The organism is Chryseobacterium suipulveris, from assembly GCF_022811685.1.
Lineage (GTDB): Bacteria > Bacteroidota > Bacteroidia > Flavobacteriales > Weeksellaceae > Kaistella > Kaistella suipulveris.
Genome location: NZ_CP094532.1, coordinates 2,217,211 through 2,237,445, shown reverse-complemented (window position 1 = coordinate 2,237,445; position 20,235 = coordinate 2,217,211). Strand labels below are relative to the sequence as shown.

The following is a 20,235-nucleotide window of genomic DNA, read 5'->3' as shown; positions in this document are numbered from 1 at the left end:
TTAATTTTTAATGACGAAAAATATTCAAAAGTTATTCAATATTACTGCAACATTGGTAATAGGAAGCTTAATTTTATGGAATTGTGAATCGGATGCAGATCGTCTCGGTTCACAATTTTTTCAGAATGGTGTGCAAGGTGCAGAAACCTCCTATCCGCTGATTGCTTTTACGGTAAATAACGGGGACAGTTTAAGAACTGATGCAGCGCGAACTACGACTGCAACGTTGGGTGCCTTTAGCGAACCTCAGTTTGGACTTCAAAAGTCATCTTATATCAGTCAGGTTCGTTTAGCGGAATACGCTCCCGATTTTGGTACAAATCCAATTCTCGATTCAGCTGTCCTGGTAATCAAGCCACAGTATGCATCTGACTCTGTCACCACGACGACAAATGAAGACTATATTTATCCCGATGGAGATGTCGCTTCAAAAAAAGTGGTATCAACCTATCCCGTAAAAAAATACGGCCGAACCAAGATAAATGGAAAAACTATTTTTAATATCAAGATTCACGAAGTGGGAAGCTTTTTGGGAGGGCCTGGTGATGAGTCGTTTTCGAACAGGGGCGTGACTTTGGCAAGCCAAATCGGCTCGAAGACATTTGACGGCAATATCAGTTCTGTAAAGATTACCAAGAAATCTGATAATTCGGAACTTTTTACAAGAGATGCCTCATTGAGGATTCCATTGGACAGCACATTCTTCCAAAACAGAATTATTCTCAAAGGAAAATCTCCTGAACTTGCTGACGCAGCATCTTTTATCAGATACTTTCGCGGGATCCAGTTATCGGTTCAGGAAGATGATGGATATATTTTTTATTTTGATCCGGCATCCATAGTCATAAATCTTTATTTCAAGAAAGATAAAGTTGCTGATGGAACCACTACTCGCGAAAAAGCCGATTTTGCCTTACATTTAGGAGCTGGTAATGCACATTTCAATAACATCTATTACGGTAGAGTAGGAACTCCTGCAGAAACTGCATTGGCTGTACAGGATACTATTATCGGTTCACCTAAAATTTTTATCCAGGGAATGGGCGGTCCTGGAATCGGTTTGAAGATTCCTGACTCAACCATCGCTGGAATAAGAAACAGATATCTAAATGAAAAAATTGGTATCATATCCGCGAAACTCCGAATTTACACCGACACGGAATCATGGAACAACAAATATGAAAAACCATCTTATTTTGTAGTAAGGCAGAAGGATTTGAAGACTTATCTTGAAGATATGTCGGCGCTTGCATATACCGGGGTTTACAGTCTTGTGAAAACTTATGATTTAGATAAGAATCCGACTTATTATGATATAGGAATTACGCAGTCATTAAAAAACATTATAGAAAAGGATAATACGCCAAAACAATTTATTAGGTTTAACCTTAATGTAGGGAACTATACTTTAGACACCTACGGCAGCTTGATGGGCTTGAAGTATCCTACCTACGCGCAAAATTTCAATAATAGAGCATTCACACCCCATCGTGCAGTACTTGTAGGAAGTGATGCCAACAACGAAAGGAGCGCAAAATTAATATTGACTTACGGCAAGAAATAAAAATTATTAATCAATAAATACAAAGAAAAAAATGTGTGGAATTGTAGGTTATACAGGTTTTCAGGACGCATATAAAATCGTAATTAACGGATTGCGCAGGTTAGAATACAGAGGATATGACAGTGCGGGAATTGTTCTTGATTCGAACAACGAACCATTTTATTCGGCTAAAACAAAAGGTAAAGTTGACGATTTGGTTGCCATTTCGAAAGACCTTGAAGGAAAAGCTCATGTGGGAATGGGACATACTCGCTGGGCAACCCACGGTGCACCAAGTGACAGAAATTCGCACCCGCATCTTTCCAATAACGGCAAAATTGCTTTAGTGCATAACGGTATCATTGAAAATTATGATACCATCAAGACAATGCTTGTGGAGAAGGGGTTTGTTTTTCACTCAGAAACAGATACCGAAGTTTTAGTGAACCTGATCCAGTATTTTATGGATACCGACACGGCTCTGGATTTCCAAACTGCGGTTAGATATGCTCTGAACGAAGTTTATGGAGCTTATGCTATTACAGTGATGCATGACGACTTTCCGGGTCTACTTGTTGTCGCGAGATTAGGGTCACCATTAGCAATAGGTTTGGGAGAAAACGAATATTTTATTGCTTCAGACGCTTCACCGTTTGTGGAATTTACTAAAGAGGCAGTATATCTTGAAGAAGGTCACATGGCAACAATTTCTCTTGAGAATGGTGTGGAAATTAGAAATATCACAAATAACGAAAAAATCACCCCTCAAATCCAGGAATTGAAGCTGAATTTGGAACAGATTGAAAAAGGCGGGTACGAACACTTCATGCTTAAAGAAATATTTGAGCAACCAAAATCAATTCATGATACTTTGAGAGGCAGATTGCTTGTAGATGAAGGGATAATTAAAATGGCCGGAATTTGGGATCACTTAGAAAGAATAAACCAGGCGCAGAAAATCACCATTATTGCTTGCGGCACCTCTTGGCATGCCGGTTTGATCGGGGAGTATCTGATTGAGGAATTTGCAAGAATTCCTGTTGAGGTTGAATATGCTTCAGAATTCCGGTACAGAAACCCTATCATTACAGAGAAAGATATAGTAATCGCAATTTCACAGTCCGGTGAAACGGCAGATACGATGGCTGCAATTAAAATGGCCAAAGAAAAAGGCGCCTTCATCTACGGAATCTGTAACGTGGTTGATTCGTCAATCGCGAGAGTTACCGATGCCGGATCATATACTCATGCCGGCCCTGAAATCGGAGTAGCTTCTACAAAGGCGTTTACGGCACAGCTAACAATACTGTCTTTGATCGCTTTAAAACTCGGAAAACACAACGGGAACTTGAGCAACCAGGAGTTTATGAGATTGATTTCTGAATTGGATGCAATTCCGAAGAGAGTTGAAGAAGTTCTGGAAAGCACACACGAAATCACCAAAGAAATCGCAAAAAACTTTGTAAATGCACAAAACTTCCTATATTTGGGTCGAGGTTACAATTTCCCTGCAGCTTTGGAAGGTGCACTGAAATTGAAAGAAATCTCATATATTCACGCGGAAGGATACCCAGCGGCGGAGATGAAACACGGGCCAATTGCATTGATAGATGAAAATATGCCGATTGTGATTATCGCTCCTAAACAGGGGCATTACGATAAGATTGTAAGTAATGTTCAGGAAATTAAGGCGAGAAAAGGGAAGGTTATTGCAGTAGTCAACAAGGGAGATACTCAGGTAGCATCAATGGCGGACTATGTAATCGAATTCCCGGAGACATCAGAATGTTTCTCTCCAATTGTTGCATCGGTTCCGCTGCAACTGCTTGCTTACTATATTGCGGTAATGCGCGGAGCCAACGTAGATCAGCCAAGAAATTTAGCTAAATCTGTAACTGTAGAATAAAAATTATCATCAGCAAAATAATCTTAATCTTTTTGCGTTTTGCAAAAAATTTGTAATTGTTTTTATAAAAAAATCATATATTTACCGCTTAATTTCAATCATAGTATGAAACGAATATTCTTTGTATTAATATCTGCATCTCTTGTGATTTCTTCCTGCTCAAAAGGAGGAGGTTCTTCTGCCGGAAGACCCGGTGCGAAGTCCAAAGGAGAATTAGTGCCAACCGGAAGCAAAAAGTCTTTCCTTGCCGAAAGACCATACGGAATGGTAGCGATTCCCGCTGGTTCTTATGTGATGGGACTTGCGGATCAGGATTTCACCAATACTCCCGAAAAAGCAACTCTTAAAACAGTTACTGTTTCTTCTTTCTTTATGGATGAAACCGAGACGACTAATGCTGAATATAGACTTTTCATCAACTATGTTCGTGACTCAATTGCCCGTACTTTGCTTGCAGAAGCTGCTGGTGAAGGCGGTGGTGGAACAGGAACCGGTGCATCGATTGGGGATTATGCTTATGCCTCAAAAAAAGCGGGGGACACCAAAAATGCGTATCAGGAATTTATGGAGTCGCAAGGCGGTCGTGATGGTTACAACGAATCAAAAAAGTTAGATTGGTCCGTGCCTTTGAAATGGAAAACTTCAGATTATCCAGATGCGCAGTATGCAGAAATATTAGAATCTATGTACTTGCCCGCTGCAGAAAGAATCAATAATGAAAGAATCATTGACTCGAGAAAATTAAAATATGCATATAACTGGGAAGATATCGATTCTGCAGTAAAAGATAAATCCAGAGGCACGCAATATTTGAAAAAAGAAAGCATCGCCATTTATCCCGATACCACTGTCTGGATCAAAGATTTTAACTATGCCTACAATGAACCATTATATGATGGGTATTTTTGGCACAGTGCATATAAAAATTATCCGATCGTTGGGGTAACGTGGGATCAGGCGAGAGCATTCTGTAACTATAAGACGAAAAGAAAATCAGACTATAACGAATCTCTTAAAAAGAAGAAACAAAAAGCAATGGCCTTTAGATTGCCAACCGAAGCAGAGTGGGAATATGCTGCAAGAGGTGGAAGGTCTAATGCCCCTTATCCGTGGGGAGGTCCATACCTGCAAGACGATAGAGGATGTTATTTGGCTAACTTCAAACCGAAGAGAGGTAATTATATTGAGGATGAGAAAAAAGGAACCTATACTTATACTGCACCTGTGAAAAAATTCCCAAAAAATGGGTACGGACTGTATGATATGGCTGGAAACGTTGCTGAATGGACCGAATCTCCTTACAACAACTCAACCTATAACTTCGCATCGACCTTGAATCCATATCTGTCAAGCCAGGCGTATAGAGAACCGAGAAAAACTGTTCGTGGAGGATCCTGGAAAGATGTTGGTTATCTATTGATGACGGGATACAGAGACTATGAAAGAAAAGATTCCGCAAGAAGCTATATTGGATTCAGAACCGTACAGGATATTCCGGAAGGAGCTGCAAAATTTAAAAGAAAAACAAGATAATAAGCTTATATAAGAGACATTAAAAAAATAATTTTAACTATTAAAAATCAAAAAACATGTTTAAAACTAAAGAAGCAACTTACAACTTCATCTACTCTATCGGAGCAGCAATCGTAATTTTGGGTGCACTTTTCAAACTTACGCACTGGAGCTTGGGACCACTATCAGGTAATATGGTATTGGCGATCGGACTTATTACTGAAGCAATTATCTTTACCATCTTCGCATTTGATGCACCTAAAGTAGAAGAGTCTTACGCATGGGAAAACGTTTATCCGGAATTGTTGGATAAGAGCGCAGCACCAAATCCAAAGCACTCAACCCTTGGTATTCAGTCTGCTGAAATTAAAGAATTGGAAACTTCACTTTCAGACAAATTAGACAAAATGCTTGCAGACGCTAAACTAGACGTTAGCCTTTTCGAAAGGTTGAGAACTGGGATCGACAAATTTTCAAATTCTGTTGACCAAATCAATCAAACAGTTGACGTATCTACTTCTACAAGCAAGTACAACGACCAATTGATGTTGGCTGCAAGTCATTTAGAAAGTATGAATGCACTTTATGCTTTACAATTGGCACACGGTAAAGAACAAACAGAATACAGCAAAAAATACGTGGAAGATATGAAGAGATCTGCAGCTCATTCAGAAAAATTCAACGAAGAATTATCAGGATTAACTTCTAACCTCAATAATCTTAACAGAGTTTACGGCGGAATGCTTAGTGCAATGAAATCTTAATTTCCTAACCATTATTTAAAAGTTTAAACTATTAACAAAATTTACTGAAAATGGCACAAGGAAAACAGACACCTCGTCAGAAGATGATCAACCTGATGTACCTCGTCTTCATTGCGATGCTGGCAATGCAGATCGACCAGGAAATCATCCGTTCTTATAACGATACAAATCAAACTCTAACCGACACACGAGCTTTAGTCGAAGAGAAAAATGATAAGATTTTTGAGAAAACTTTGGAAGCAAAGGCAGAAAACACGCCGGAGACTTACTCTAAACCATTGGAAGATTACCGTGGCTTGAAAGTGAAGGCAAATGATTTGGTTAGTTTTATTGAAGGCATAAAAACCAATTTGAAAAAAGATGCGGGTTATGACCCAAAACTTACTGTCACTGATAATTTTGTTGCACTCAATAATACAGAACCTTCATCAAAAACTTTTTTTAATAAAGGTGATGAAAACTCACCATCAAAAATTTCTGCTGATCTAAAGCAAAAAGTTGAGAACCTAAAAACTTATATCACTCAAACCTTCGGAAACAATCCGGATATGAAACCAATTGTTGACAGGGCAAATAAAACTCTGATTACAGAATGGGCAAAAGGTGAAAAAGTTAAAAGGAATAACAAGAGCTGGTTGCAGTATAAATTCTATGGCCAACCGCTGATTGCTGCACTCTCCAATTTAGAAGTGGTGCAATCAGAAGCACGAAACATACAATCTGACGCATTGATGAGTATGCTTCAGGAAAAAGTGGATGCAGATATCAAATTTGATGCTTACCAAGCAATTGTTTCTGCACCTGCAACTGTTGTACAGGGTGAACCTGCAGAAGCAAAAGTGGCGATCGGAAATTATTCGAGCAATGTACCCGGACTTTCGATGCCTGGACTTACTGTGCAGAATGGACAAGGTGTTGCAAAACTTAATACAGGTGCAGTAGGAGACCATAAGTTCAGCGGTAAAATATCTTTTACTGATGTTAACGGAAAAGTTATTGAGCTTCCTTACGACCATACTTACAAGGTAATCGCGGGAGCACAGGAACTGAAAGCCCAAAAAGGTGCAATTATAACTGCAGACAAGATGAACGTACTTTACCGTGGATTGCCAAACCCTGTTTCAGGTTCTATTCTTGGAGCAGATATGTCGGGAATCTCACTTTCTGCAGCAGGAGCATCAGTTAGTGGAAGCGGTGGTAAGTGGATCGTTTCTCCAGGAGCAGGAAATACAGTTAAATTGACAATATCAGGTAGAGATCCTAAAGGAGGAGTTATTTCACAAGCGTTTGATTTTAGAGTGAAAAATGTACCGCCACCACAAGGACAGGTTCAGGGTAAAAATGTTGTTGCAATGCCGGCAAGTTCTATTCCTAACCAGAATGTATCGGTGGCAATGCCAGATTTCGACTTCCCAGTTAGCTTCACTGTAAACAGTTTCTTGTTTAAAGTTCCAGGAAGAGCGGCAATGCTGGTGAATGGAAGTTCAATGAGCTCTGTAGCTGCATTAACCAAAAATTTAAGATCGGGTGATATCGCTGCAGTTTACAATATCCAAGCGACCGCAACGGGACTTGGTGGGCAAGCATTAAAACAGATACCACCAGTAATAATAAACGTACAATAATTACGTTATTGACTTGATAAACACGTCATATATAGATAGACAATGAAAAAATTCATATTAGTAATCCTCGCATTAAGCTTTATTTCGGTAGGAGCGCAAACCAAGAAAAAAAGCACCAAGAAAAGGAGTAAAGCCAAAACCACTAAAGTTGCTAAGAAGGAACCGGAACAAGCTCCTGTAGCAGAGATTCCTGCGGCTCCTGTGGGCGGAGTAGTAGAAGATGATACCCCAATCAATTCAATGTCAATATTGAATGCCAAATCCCCCTCTTCCTTTAGAAAGTATAGAGATATGGGACTTATCAAAAAGGGTGATTCAATGGTTTCCAACAAAATCGTTCCGCTGGAGTATGGCTTTATTGAAGATAAAGACATCTTAAAAAGTGTGGTGGTATGGGAGATTATTGATATGAATGATAAGATCAACCAACCTTATTACCATAATGAAGATGGTTTGGTGTCGCAAAATAAATCCCTCTACCAAATCCTTTTCGATGCGATCAATGACGGCAGAATCAAAGAAGTATATGATGACGAATTGTTTACGACCAGATTGAGTCCTGAAGCAATCGAAAGCAGGATCAAAAGTGTAAGGATGAGTGACGCAGGAATTGATCGTTTAAATGAAACAGGCAAGTTAACTGAAGCTGAAAAAAAGGAATTTACCAACGTTTATGAAACTAAAACGGAAAATGTTAAGCTTCTTAAGATCAAAGGAATGTGGTATATCGACAGAAGAGACAGCCAGATGAAATACCGTTTGCTCGGAATTGCAGCAATGGGTCAGGATCCTACAACAATGGGTCTGTTCGGACCTGATGGAGTGACGCCGTTGGTAGGTAAAGACGAGTTAATTGATCTGTTCTGGGTATATTATCCAGATGCAAGAAATGTACTAGCTAACTCTATCGTTTTCAATAGCAAAAACCTTTCATCTGACCTCAGCTTTGATGATTTGCTGAATGCAAGAAGATTCTCTACCGTTATCTACAAAACAGATAATGGTTTAGGAAATGGTGTGATTAAGGATTATATTCCAAAAGATGCCGATGCGCAGCTCGAAGAAAGTGAAAGACTGAAAGCACAGATCCTACAGATGGAGAACGATATGTGGAACTATTAATTTTCACTTGAAAATAACCAAAAACCTGAGTATATTTACTCAGGTTTTTTTATGATGAAAAATGTTGATTATATAATTGTTGGAAGCGGTTTCGCAGGTTTGTTTTTTGCCCACCAACTGATTAAAAACAAAAAGTCTTTTGTCAATTTTTCTGATTCACAAAAGAGTGCGTCAGAAGTTTCTGCAGGGATTATCAATCCGGTGGTGTTAAAGAAGTTCACCACTTTCTGGCTTGCCAAGGAACAGATTGTTTTTCTGAAAGATACTCTTAAAGAAATCGAAAAGTATACTGGAGTGAATTATCTTGTCGATCAACGGATTCACCGGATTTTCCACGATGAAAAGGAAAAGGAGTTGTGGCTTTCTAAAAGTACTAATGACGATTTAAAAGATTTCTTGAATCCCACATTCGAGAAAATTGAAAATATTCATAACGAATATGAATCAGGTGTCGTCAATCATTCTGCACGGCTTGACGTATCTGGGTTTTTTAACGATTTTAAAAGCTTTTTAAGATGTAACGGGTACCTCATAGAAGAAAAATTCAACTACAATATACTTCGTCAAAATACTTATGGGGAATTAACTTTCAAGAATATTGTCTTCTGCGAAGGAATGAAGGTGAAAGAAAACCCATTTTTTAAAGATATTCCTGTTCAGCCCAATAAAGGTCACCACCTGAAAGTCGCCTTATCTCAACCACTTTCCACAAAAGTTACCTTAAAGAAGAAGCACTTCCTTTTTCCCAGTCAGGATGGCTCCTATTATTACGGCGGTACTTATGATCGACATCAGTTTTATCCTAAAGTAGATGATTCTGCAAAAGAACAGCTTATAGAAGGTCTTGCTGAATTTTATCCTTATGATTTTGAGGTTTTGGAAACCGAATTTGGATTTCGACCGACGGTGAGGGACAGAAGACCGATTTTAGGTAATCTTGAAAACCATGAAAACTATTACGTTTTTAATGGGTTAGGAGCGAGGGGAATTCTCAGCGGTTGTTACTTCTCTAAAGTTTTGTTTGATCATATTGAAAAAGACGAACCATTACCCGCTGAAGTTGACGTGAAGAGATTCAACTTTTGAATTGAGCCAGGTCAAATAGTCGTATTTGGTTAATTTTACCGGAATAATTTTCTAAAATCGTTTAAAAACATTATTTTTGCAGTCTTCAATTAGAGAGGTGTCCGAGTGGTTGAAGGAGCCAGCCTGGAAAGTTGGTATATGGGTAACTGTATCGAGGGTTCGAATCCCTTCCTCTCTGCAAAAAAACCCATAAACGCAATGTTTATGGGGTTTTTATTTTAAAGGTGCTAATTTAGGTGCTAATTACATCTTATTTATACACCAACTTTTTCTGCTCCACATCATAACTATAATTCACAATTCCTCCTGAAATGATCAAATTAATAACTTCGTTGATTATTGATAAAGGAACTACAAACCATTCCCTTGGAGTAAGCCTTTGCTTTTTGTCATTGTATATATCAATATTCAAACAGCAGTTTCCGAAGAATCGGTGAATTAAGTTTTCAAAATTTTGTGTATTTAGATTGTAGCAAATGTATTTATCAACTATTTCTACATCATCAAATAAATAAGTCGCTTCTTTTGAAGCATTTTTTATTCTGTCCTCAACATTGGTGGTTGAGAATCCAATTTTATAAAGGTCTTTAATTTGGGAGATTTTGGGATTTTTAGATTTTGATTTAAGAATATAAATCCAACCACTTTTGACATCTTCTTCGGAAACCAATCCGGCATTTTTGAATAGATCTTCTTCGGTTTTTTCAGTCGGTTCGGTGATGAGTTTTCCGTTCTTCAAAACAGCTTTTCCTAACGATCTAATCAACATATTGGAAATCGTTGCATTTTCAAAAATCGTTACCGTTCTTCCTTCTAAGCGTACTCTGTCACCAGATTTATTTTCCTTCAGAACTCTTTCGGCATCAGAAACTTCAAGATAAGCTAAAATACCGTCAATTAAATAGAAATTACCTTCTTTAAGGTTCTCTTCCTCTGCATTTCCAGGCAGTAATTTTCTTTTTCCTTCCCTTAATTCACGGTGAACCTGCTGAAACATCTTTTCATATTTAGCAAACTCTTTTTCAGACATTGGTTTACGCTGTGCAAGAAAATCAGTTTTTGCCCTTTCTTCCTGTTTCGGAGTATGCTTAAAGGTATGAATCGACAAATCCGCATCCGTATCTAACAATCCGAACTCATCATCATTCAAAATATCAACAACAGAAATTTCGGGCATTTTAACCTCACCTAAGAGATTGTGTTTATCAAATGGCTTTAAAGTTATTTTATGCTTTTCATTTGTTCGGATTGATTTTAATCTCGACTTTAAACCATATTCCGACATCGAATTTGTGGAAGGTTCGCGATTGTTTTTTTCGAAAAATGAATTGATTTCCTGAAAAGAATCCAATAGCCGGTCTTCCTCTGTTTTAACTGCAGAAGCTTTTGGTTTTATATCCAACAAACCAAATTCGTCGCTATTGAAAATATCGTCTAAACTTAATTTCATTTTCTCACAACATTACCAATTAATTGGATTCCTCTTGCATTTTTCTACGCTTTAATTCCTGCAAAAACAATAATGCTTCCGCCATTCTCACTTCTTTTGGGTCGAATGATTGCAAATTTGGTGCTTCTCCAGTGCTTTTTCTAAACTCCAATATTTTTGGCCAAAGAATTTTGGCTTCGTCTTCAGTCATTTCAACTTTTGTGATATTAATGGTATCTTGAATTGCTTTCAACATTCTTACAGTTACATTTTTAGACAAAATCTCAAATGCTCTTTGGAATGGATTTATAGAATCAATCAAGTCAATATGAATATCATCAATATTCACAAAACTTCCCGCCATTTTGATGAACTTTTTGCCACCTTCTTCCACAACAGAACCTGCCTTTATCACTGAATCTACCACCACGTGTTGTCTTACTGCTTCCACATCTTCTTCGGATAAATCAGGATAGGTTTCTCGAATGATCTTTGGAATTAAGACCGTGTTAATAACTTCTGGCTCAAGATTTCCTGGCATTGCTTTTAACATAGTGTCGTCTTGAAGAATTTTTGCCTTTAAATCATTCAAATCGCTTTCGATAATATCTTTTGCTCTTTGAGAAGTCGGAAGTTTAAAACCTTCAATTTTTAAAGTGCCATCCACACCGTCTAAATCATAATCCAAATCCTCAGATTCATCATCTTTTGGCTTGAATTTAAAATTCGGTGCAAGAACCTGCTCCATTAATAGTGAAGCGGTAATCGCTTTCAACATATTGTTTACAGCAACTTTCACATCGTCATCTTCCGCATCTGGAGAAGCAATAAGATTTGTGAATTGCGCGTGAGTTTTATTTTCTGAATCGCGTGTTGCACGACCAATAATCTGAATAATTTCAGTAAGCGAACCTCTATACCCAATCGTTAAAGCATGTTCGCAAAAAGGCCAATCAAAGCCTTCTTTTGCCATTCCCAAAGCGATAATCATATCAATGTCTTCAGGTTTTGAAACTCCACGAAGATAAGCGACTACTTTATCACGGCTTTTCGGGTCGTCGTTTACCAAATCGGCAATTTTCAGAATCCGTCCTGTACGCCTACTTTTCACATACATGATTTTGGTTTCTTCATCCTGAAATTCCATTTCACCAATGCAGTCAACTATATGGTTAACTTCCTCATATTTTTGTTTGGAAGATTCCGCAGAATTTACGCTTGGAATATGAATAATTGTTTTTTTGTCTTCATCCAAAATTTCTTCAAGGGCTGAAATTTCCTTCTCTTCATCTTTTACCCAATATCTTCCACGATAGAAATGATAACCAATTCCTAAAGATTTTAAATAATCGTAACCATTTAATTGCTCGTAATAATTGTAAGTGACTTTCGTGAATTTCGCTTCATCTTCGGGGAGTAAAACAGGAACACTGTCGCCACGGAAATAAGAACCCGTCATCGCCACAATATGCGCATTGGAGTTTTTCATAATGCTTCGCAAAACTTCACCCAAAATGTTTTCGCCATCAGCAGAAACGTGGTGGAATTCATCAATGGCGATAAGACAATCATTCAAATCTTTTGGCTGAATTCCTTCGTATGCGAAACGTAGTGTCGCGTGTGTACAAATCAAAATCCGTTCATCACTTTCCAAGAAACTGATGAATGCTTTTACTTTGCTTTTGTCACTTCCCGCCGTACAAAGATTGAATCTCGGATTGAGTTCCCAATTGGCAAAAAATCCAAATTTCACCAAATCGGTCGGACTGAACGAACTTCCAATGGAACGTTCAGGAACTGCGACAATTACTTTTTTCACTCCCTGATTTATCAGTTTATCTAAAGCAATAAACATCAACGCCCTCGATTTTCCCGACGCAGGTGGCGCTTTCAAAAGTAGATATTGTGCGCTTCTTGCTTTGTACGCTTTTCTTTGCATTTCGCGCATTCCCAATTCATCGGTGGATTTGCTTTTCCCTGTTCTTGCGTATTCTACTTCAACTAAATTGATTGGCTTCAAATATTCAGGGTGATTGATTTCCACTTTTTCACGAACTTTTTTCTCTTTTGGTTTTGCAGGAATGAGTACAGAAAACTTCACGGAATCATATTCAATTTTTCCTAAAATTAAATTGATGGAATCGGAATATCTCGCATAATTAGAAAAATCAGCATCGGAAGGATAATTCTTTCCGTTGATGACCCAACCTTTACATTCAATCAGCATTCTTGGACTTGTGGTGCTGTAACCTTGCTGAAATAAAATATGCGTAATCGGCTTCATCGAAACATATTTTCCCGACTTATCTTTCTTGAAAATTCTTGATAAATAATGTTCGGTCAAATCACGATATTCAACGTCTTTCTCACCGATTCTGATTTCGTGCATATACTCTCCCTGCATCGTGAGATAAAGGATGTTTTCTTTTTTCAGACCAAGTTCGTCTATTTTATCTTGCAGTTGTTGAGTTAATTTCATTTAGTTTTTTTTCTAAAAATTTACTTTAAAACCTTGTCCCTTAATGGTAGCAAAATGTTCTTTAAAATTGTTTTAATACTGATTATCAACGTTTTACAGATTATTTTCTTTGTCCCTTAGTAGTGTTAAAATGTCCCTTAATGCATTTTATGCCAATAAATTTACGGTTTTTATCATAGAAAACCTTGTCCCTTAATTAAAGCGAGAAATTCCTTAAAAGACATTTTGCCTTTTATAATAAGGCAATTGCGAAGAGCAAAAACTGTCTCTTAATAGAAATAAAAAGTTCCTTATTCTTTTTTCAAAACATATAAGGCATTTATATCCCTCTGTTTCTCACTAAGTTTCTCCATAATTCCTAGTTCCACAAATGAGTTCAAATATCTTCTAATCGTTTTTTCGTTTGCTCCAATATTTTCTATAAAATCTGCCAAAGTTGCTTTATTCTTCAAAAACAAAAATTGTAGAATCTTTATTTGTGTCTCGTTATAATTATCCCAATCGTTCTCAATTGCTTCCATAACATTTTGGGAAATGGTTTTGGAATGTCCGCTAATCTTATTCCGCAATGTCAAGTAAACATTATTGTTCACTTCCCTATATTCGGGTTTGGAAAGCATTGATTTCTCCATCGATTCATAAATCCTTGAAACACCTTCATTAAGTTGTCTTACATATCCTAAATCCTCCAAAGTTCTTGCAACTCGTGGATTTCTTGCAAACCTTTCTGTTTTGATATTTTCAACGGTTACTTGCGCAGGCAACGGACCACTATTGCTAATTTCTATCCTGTCATCAAAATGTTTGATATAAACCGCGCTTCCTTGCACATTATAAGAACGGTGACAAAGTGCGTTGACAACACCTTCCAACCAAGCATCTTCAGGATATTCAGGCACTTTATTGAATTTTCCTGTCTCGATATTTAGAAAATAATAATCTTTTAGCGAAGTCCTTAAAAACGATTTTACGGTATCAATAAGATTCGGAATATTATCTTCAAAACGTTCGTCTTTTACCACATTATGCTTTGTACCCGATAATGCTTCCGTTCCTTCATACCGAATGTAGCGTACCGAAGCGGAAGGAATATATTTTTCAGGGTCTTTTGAAAACAATAAAACCGCCGCATTTTTGAAACCAATTTTGTCCTGTTGCTTTTTGGTTAAATGTCTTGCAGATAGCAAATCGATGACATCTCCTCGATAATTAATTTTCTCTTTATACTCTGCAAGCAATTGTTGGTCAAGGTCGGATTCTTCAAAATCTCTCGCAATTTCTTCCTCAAATTTTCGGATTCCTTTGTCGTATTCCAATTTCTTTACTTGGTCACGAGTTAATTCACGATTGGTATCAATAACTCGTAAATAAATTTTATCGTTGTCTTTTCTTGAAAAAATTCGTTCTGCATCTTGCTCTACATGATAAAGAAAAATCTTTTTTCCTTCCACCACAATTTCTTCTAACTCAATATTACAGGCAGGATGAATATATTCGAAAACCAAAGTTCTGTACTTATCCAACTCGTTTTCAATATCGGAAAGGTCTTGAATGTCACCATTATTTGTCACACCAAAAGCAACAATCCCTCCGTCTGCATTGAGCATTCCGATGAGTTCTTCTGCAATTTTGGAAGGTTTGGTTTCCTTTTCGCCAATTCCCTTTCTTTCAAAGTATTGGTTCTCTGCGTGAGTTTGGAGGTATTCCAAAGTTACTATCGTGTTTATTTTAGAAACGGCTACGTTCATAAATAAAATTTTATCTGCTTAAATATTAAATAATTTTTCACTTACTGACAAAATCATATTTTCCAAGTTTTAAAACACAAACTATCAGTAAATACATTTGCTCAATGTGGTATTCGTAAAAAGTCATTAATGAATGTGCAACTCGATGCCTTAAGTTTAATCCAACTTTTTCAATCAGTACATACTTCAAAAATAACAAATCGTCTTGTGAGATTAAATTTACAATTTCTTCTTCGTTTAGTAATTTATGAATATCTTTTTGCATTGAAACTGTCCTTCCTTTACCATCATCTTTAAACTCAAAAGGAGAAATTCCTTGAAATTCACAAATATCACGAATGATTCCTTCAATTTTTGTAGATAGACTATCAATGCATAGAATATAATTAGGAATGACAGTTGGACTGGTTAAATAATATTCTAAATTAACAAAAAACTCATTCAATGCGGGCGCAATTAGCGAAAGCCAATTGTATGGCCTTTCACGTTGACCATTTGCTGAAATCATTAATTCAGTTCCAAACCAAGAATTTCTATTCAAATATTCAAGTATTGATTTTGTTTTAAGTTTTTGCTTTTTAACTGACTCCAAAAAAATATAATGGAGCAATGGAATAGTATAAAATTGCAAATGCCAACTAAATAGTTTTAGAATTTCAAACTTCTTTTTCTCTGCTTCATCTTCATAATGTTGCACAGTATTGCCATTTGCATCTAATACTGAATTTGAAAAAAGTTCTTTAAAAAAATATTTACCTTTATCTTTCTCAAACTGTAATTCAAGTTGAGAAAATTTTGGATAAAGTAAATCATTATTCATCAAAGTATGAATGATACTTTCAGTATTTCCTGAAGTAATTTCACTTGCAAATTTTTGCAGAGCCTTACTATGTTCAGTGACATCTATCTCTTCCGAAATGGTGATTAATTGAATATCCTTTTTAAGCTCGTTAAATCTTTTTTCTAAAAATTGCAGTCTTTTTTTGTCCTTCAATTCTTTGTACAACAAGATTGAGATTTCTAGATATCTGCACTGAACAACTTTTTCCAAACCTTTTTCATTGGATTTGAGATACCACAAATTTGCAATTCTTCTATGATAATCAACATATTGCACATTCTGTTTTTTCTTAATCCTAATTATTTTTTCAAATAAGTTAATTGCTTGGTCCTTTTTATCTGGAAGTTTTTGCTTTGCTAAATTTTCTAATACTTTTGCAATTCCTATAAAATCTTTACTTTGAAAAAACTTTTTGTTTTGCAACATTATTTCTGATAAGTCAAGACTAATCGCAAATCTAGAAGAAGAGGTTAAAGGAAAAGTCTTTATTAACCTTTTTATTTCGGACTTTACTTCGTCAGTTCTGTACTTTACAGAACTTGATAATGGAAATAGATTTGAAAAAATATCACATATCTGTAGGCCATAAAGTTCATTAGGAAAAAGTCGGTCAAAATTTTCAACAATAGAAACAGACTCCAAATAAGAATCAATAGCAATTTTTGCAAAGGATATATTTTTTGCAGGACTTAGCCACAACAAATGCGAATAGGAGGTCTTTAGGAAAGGGGATTTACATGCGTTCAAACGTTCCTTCACATAATCAAAAAACTCTGAACCGAATTTTGCAATGCATGGATATTCAGTCTGCATACCTTTCTCATCTGTCCCAAAAAGGCATCCTGACAATTTGTTTTTTGAAATATTGAATGATAATGCATCAATTTCCCACTGAATAAATTGAATATTTTGCAACTCTTGTGATTCAATTAGTCTATACTTAATATCAAATAAATAACTCTTTATTTCAGAAATCGTTTTGCCTTCCAAAATAAGATTTTCAATTTTGTCATATACTTCTTGAATTACAATCATCTCTCAACTTCAATTTTTTAGGAAATATCCTATTTGAAAACTAATCGTTTTCATTGCTGTTTTTTAGTCTTCTTACTCTTCGCAAACAACGTATCCCTCTTCGTCATCTCATCATACATTTTAAACAAAAACTCCAATCGTTCGGCATCGCTTTCGAAAGGGCGGAGTCTGTAAATTCGCTCGATTGCCAAATCCAAATCTTGGTGGGCTTTTTTCAATGCTTTTGGCATGGTGTCGGGATTGTAGAGCCACGCCATTGTTTTTTCGGGGAATTTGGAACGCTCGTCCAAAACCGCAAAAACATATTGGCTGATGTGGTGTTTGTCTTTTTCGGTGATGGGCGGGAATGGAAAAGTGTTGTAGCAGAGTTTTGCGGAATAGCGATATCGTGTTTCTAATTTTCCGCCAACTGCATCTACCCAAACCATATGCATTTTGGAGTGGAGAACGCCGAAAAGCCAAGGTTGTGCGTCGTAAACTGCCAAAGCAGAATCTCCAATTATAGTTTCAGAATTTAAAAATCCTATCGGAATATATTCTCGATTTTCTGATGAATGCCTTGGAATTATTAAAGAATCTGAATCCTTGTGACGAACTTCACCGAATGCAAAAAAATTTTTTGCTAATTTTCTTGTCGCTTCTCTACTGCTTTTATTTCTAATTTCTTTTACCGCTTCTAAACGATTTTTAATAAAATAATTGTTTAGATAATCTTCATAATTTTCTTCATCTAACCAAATGCAGTATCTATCATTTCCATTTAAAAAATCGTCTGCACCTGCAAACTTTTTTATTGCCTCTGATTCTCCAAATTCTTCTTTAAATTTTTGAAATTCTAAAGAGTTCAAAATTAAATTTCCGCCGTCATTTGGCATGCTTCCGAAATTCATTTCAGAAATATCTGCAAGTGGTTTTGTTCTTGGAAAAATATAGGTTTCTTCATTTGCATCTAAAAGATAAGCATTGATATTTTTTGCTTCTTTTCTGATGTTTTCAGTATAAAGATATTTTTGTTTGGTTGATTTATTTCTTAAACCCAAAATAATCACGGTTACTCCTGCATTTTTCTTTGCATTATTATTCCATTTAAAAGAATGATGAGCGAAACTAATTTCGATATTCTCATTTAGAATTCTTGGCCATAAAAGCGAAACTTGCTCACCTTGACAAACCGAATTTGTAGAAACAAAAGCCAATTCCGCATTAAATTCTTCAATAAATTTTGCGCCTTTATAAAACCAAATGGAAATATAATCCAAGTTGTTTACACCTTTCTCTTTTTTGAAATTGATTTCAATATCTTCTTTTTGTAAAGCATCTTGAACTCTCGCTCCCAAATACGGCGGATTTCCAATCACATAGATTTCGTCATTTTCCTTTCTCGGACAAACCTTTTCCCAATCCATTCTCGCCGCATTTCCACAAACAATATTTCCCGATTCCTTTAAAGGTAAAATCGGTTCAGACCTTCCGTAATCCATCAATTCGGTTTCAAAAACCTTGTTCATCTGATGCTCCGAAAGCCAAAGGGAAAGCAACGCCATTTCGTGCGCAAAATCCTTAATCTCGATGCCGTGAAACTGTGAGAGTTTTATCGCGGTAAACTGCAATGGAATGGTGTGTCCTTCGGGAATTAAATCAATAATTCGCTTGATGATTTTTATCTCCAAATTTCGGATTTCCTTGTAGGTGATGATGAGAAAGTTTCCGCTTCCACAAGCAGGGTCGAAAAACTTAATCTTCGACATTCGGTGGATGAGTTTCTGCAAACCATTGGAATTGTTGAAGTTTTTCTCGAATTCCTCGTACAGTTCGTCCAAAAACAACGGCTTTATCAGTTTCAGAATATTGGGAACGGAAGTGTAGTGCATTCCCAAATCGCTTCGTTCTTCGGGGTCTGCAACCGCCTGAATCATCGAGCCAAAAATATCGGGATTGATTTCGTCCCAATTCAGGTTTCCGCAATTCAATAAAATTTCCCTCGATTTTCGGGAAAATTTCGGACAAATAATATCGTCTCGGAAAAGTCCGCCATTTACATAAGGAAAATCGGAAATGTATGCAGGAAAATCGCCTGATTTACTGTTGAGTTTTTTAAACAAATCGGTAAAAAAAAGATGCACATCGGAACCATTTTCTTTGGTGTGATTCGCAATGGAATCCGAAAACATTCCTTCTGTTTCGAAAATTCCTGTGTCTTCCGCAAAGAAGCAAAACAGCAATCGGGAAAGAAAAATATTGAGTTGATGCGAATTTCCGTGCAAAAGTTCCGCATTGTCTTCGATGAGGATGTCGTAGAGTTTTGCCAATTCGTAGGAAGCGTCTCGGTCGGCTTTGTTATCGTTGGTCGACTTATAGATTTCCGCTCCTGTCAACGGAAGGAAAAACGCAAAATGTTTGGAAAGTTCCGCAATCGGAAATTCTTTATTGACTTTGGTTTTTAAATCTTTGGCAACCAAATTTTCATAATCGGTAAGAATGATGAACCGTGGATTTTGTTTCAGAATTCGTTCATCGTTTGCCAAATTTTCAGACTCCGATTTCATAGAACCTGCCTTGCCTCTTCTGAAGAAAATTTTTCCTTTATACAAAAGTTCGCCCTCCACTTTCGACATATTGAAATCTCCTTTTTTCAGTCGAGCAACCGAAGTTTTGGAAATCCCAAAAGCGAGAAGAAAGTCATAAATAAATTCTTCCGGAATTAAATTTTCCGTGATTTTGGCGAGATTGAGTTCTATTTCTTTTGAAGTCATTGATTTTGAAGCCGTTTTTTTGGCGTAACTTCAAAGATAGGAAATTGAAGGGAGGAGAGGAAAATTATTTGAGTTTGTTTGTGATGAGTGGGTTCATGCCGCGCATATATTTTTTGATAAAGTAGTCCTGCATTTCTTTGATTTCCATTTTTTTGATTTCGGCTTTCGTTGGTTTTGGTGGAGTGGGTTTTTCGATAATCTCGGATGGCAGTAACTTATCCAATTTTTCGAGGATGGTTTTTATAATGTAATTTTTTGAGGATGAAAACGAAATTCTGTCAAGAAATATTTTTGATTTGTAAAATTTTTGAAAACAAAATGGCTTTTGTGGTGCAATCCAGGTTCTTCCGAAATAAACTAACCCGTCCATAATTTTTCCAAATTTTGACAGG

At 36.6% G+C, this 20,235-nt stretch carries 13 protein-coding genes and 1 tRNA gene; 8 read left to right on the top strand and 6 right to left on the bottom strand.

Annotated elements, in window-relative coordinates:
- The first annotated feature begins 10 nt into the window (after positions 1–10).
- From MTP09_RS10470 to MTP09_RS10435, 8 genes are all read left to right on the top strand, one after another.
- Complete coding sequence (locus tag MTP09_RS10470; RefSeq protein ID WP_243548355.1) at positions 11–1,564, top strand: DUF4270 family protein; 1,554 nt, start codon at positions 11–13, stop codon at positions 1,562–1,564.
- Positions 1,565–1,595: 31 nt separating this feature from the next.
- Entirely contained in the window at positions 1,596–3,449 is a 1,854-nt protein-coding gene (glmS, locus tag MTP09_RS10465; protein WP_243548354.1) for a glutamine--fructose-6-phosphate transaminase (isomerizing), read from the top strand.
- A 105-nt stretch (positions 3,450–3,554) separates the two neighbouring features.
- Positions 3,555–4,982, top strand: coding sequence for a T9SS ring complex lipoprotein PorK/GldK (porK, locus tag MTP09_RS10460; RefSeq protein WP_243548353.1), 1,428 nt, complete (start codon positions 3,555–3,557; stop codon positions 4,980–4,982).
- A gap of 56 nt (positions 4,983–5,038) precedes the next feature.
- The gene (gene porL / locus MTP09_RS10455; protein WP_243548352.1) at positions 5,039–5,725 is read left to right on the top strand and encodes a type IX secretion system motor protein PorL/GldL; all 687 of its coding nucleotides are present in this window, start codon (positions 5,039–5,041) and stop codon (positions 5,723–5,725) included.
- A gap of 50 nt (positions 5,726–5,775) precedes the next feature.
- Positions 5,776–7,350 (top strand): type IX secretion system motor protein PorM/GldM, encoded by a 1,575-nt coding sequence (porM, locus tag MTP09_RS10450; RefSeq protein ID WP_243548351.1) that lies wholly within the window; start codon positions 5,776–5,778, stop codon positions 7,348–7,350.
- A gap of 240 nt (positions 7,351–7,590) precedes the next feature.
- On the top strand, positions 7,591–8,472 hold the full coding sequence (gene porN / locus MTP09_RS10445; RefSeq protein WP_243551644.1) for a type IX secretion system ring subunit PorN/GldN: 882 nt from the start codon (positions 7,591–7,593) through the stop codon (positions 8,470–8,472).
- Between the two features lie 51 nt (positions 8,473–8,523).
- Complete coding sequence (locus MTP09_RS10440; protein WP_243548350.1) at positions 8,524–9,558, top strand: NAD(P)/FAD-dependent oxidoreductase; 1,035 nt, start codon at positions 8,524–8,526, stop codon at positions 9,556–9,558.
- Between the two features lie 91 nt (positions 9,559–9,649).
- Positions 9,650–9,736 (top strand) — tRNA-Ser (locus MTP09_RS10435).
- Between the two features lie 72 nt (positions 9,737–9,808).
- On the opposite strand, the gene MTP09_RS10430 is transcribed toward MTP09_RS10435, so the two are convergent.
- The 6 genes from MTP09_RS10430 to MTP09_RS10405 form a co-directional block, all read right to left on the bottom strand.
- On the bottom strand, positions 9,809–11,008 hold the full coding sequence (locus MTP09_RS10430; protein ID WP_243548349.1) for a GIY-YIG nuclease family protein: 1,200 nt from the start codon (positions 11,006–11,008) through the stop codon (positions 9,809–9,811).
- Positions 11,009–11,027: 19 nt separating this feature from the next.
- Entirely contained in the window at positions 11,028–13,466 is a 2,439-nt protein-coding gene (locus tag MTP09_RS10425; RefSeq protein WP_243548348.1) for a DEAD/DEAH box helicase, read from the bottom strand.
- Between the two features lie 290 nt (positions 13,467–13,756).
- Complete coding sequence (locus MTP09_RS10420) at positions 13,757–15,214, bottom strand: ATP-binding protein (RefSeq protein WP_243548347.1); 1,458 nt, start codon at positions 15,212–15,214, stop codon at positions 13,757–13,759.
- A 37-nt stretch (positions 15,215–15,251) separates the two neighbouring features.
- Positions 15,252–17,090: a hypothetical protein gene (locus tag MTP09_RS10415; RefSeq protein ID WP_243548346.1), complete on the bottom strand. Its 1,839-nt coding sequence runs from the start codon at positions 17,088–17,090 to the stop codon at positions 15,252–15,254.
- A gap of 50 nt (positions 17,091–17,140) precedes the next feature.
- On the bottom strand, positions 17,141–19,843 hold the full coding sequence (locus MTP09_RS10410; RefSeq protein WP_243548345.1) for a class I SAM-dependent DNA methyltransferase: 2,703 nt from the start codon (positions 19,841–19,843) through the stop codon (positions 17,141–17,143).
- Positions 19,844–19,907: 64 nt separating this feature from the next.
- A complete protein-coding gene (locus MTP09_RS10405; RefSeq protein WP_243548344.1) occupies positions 19,908–20,066 on the bottom strand; it encodes a hypothetical protein in 159 nt (52 codons plus the stop codon).
- Positions 20,067–20,235: the final 169 nt, after the last annotated feature.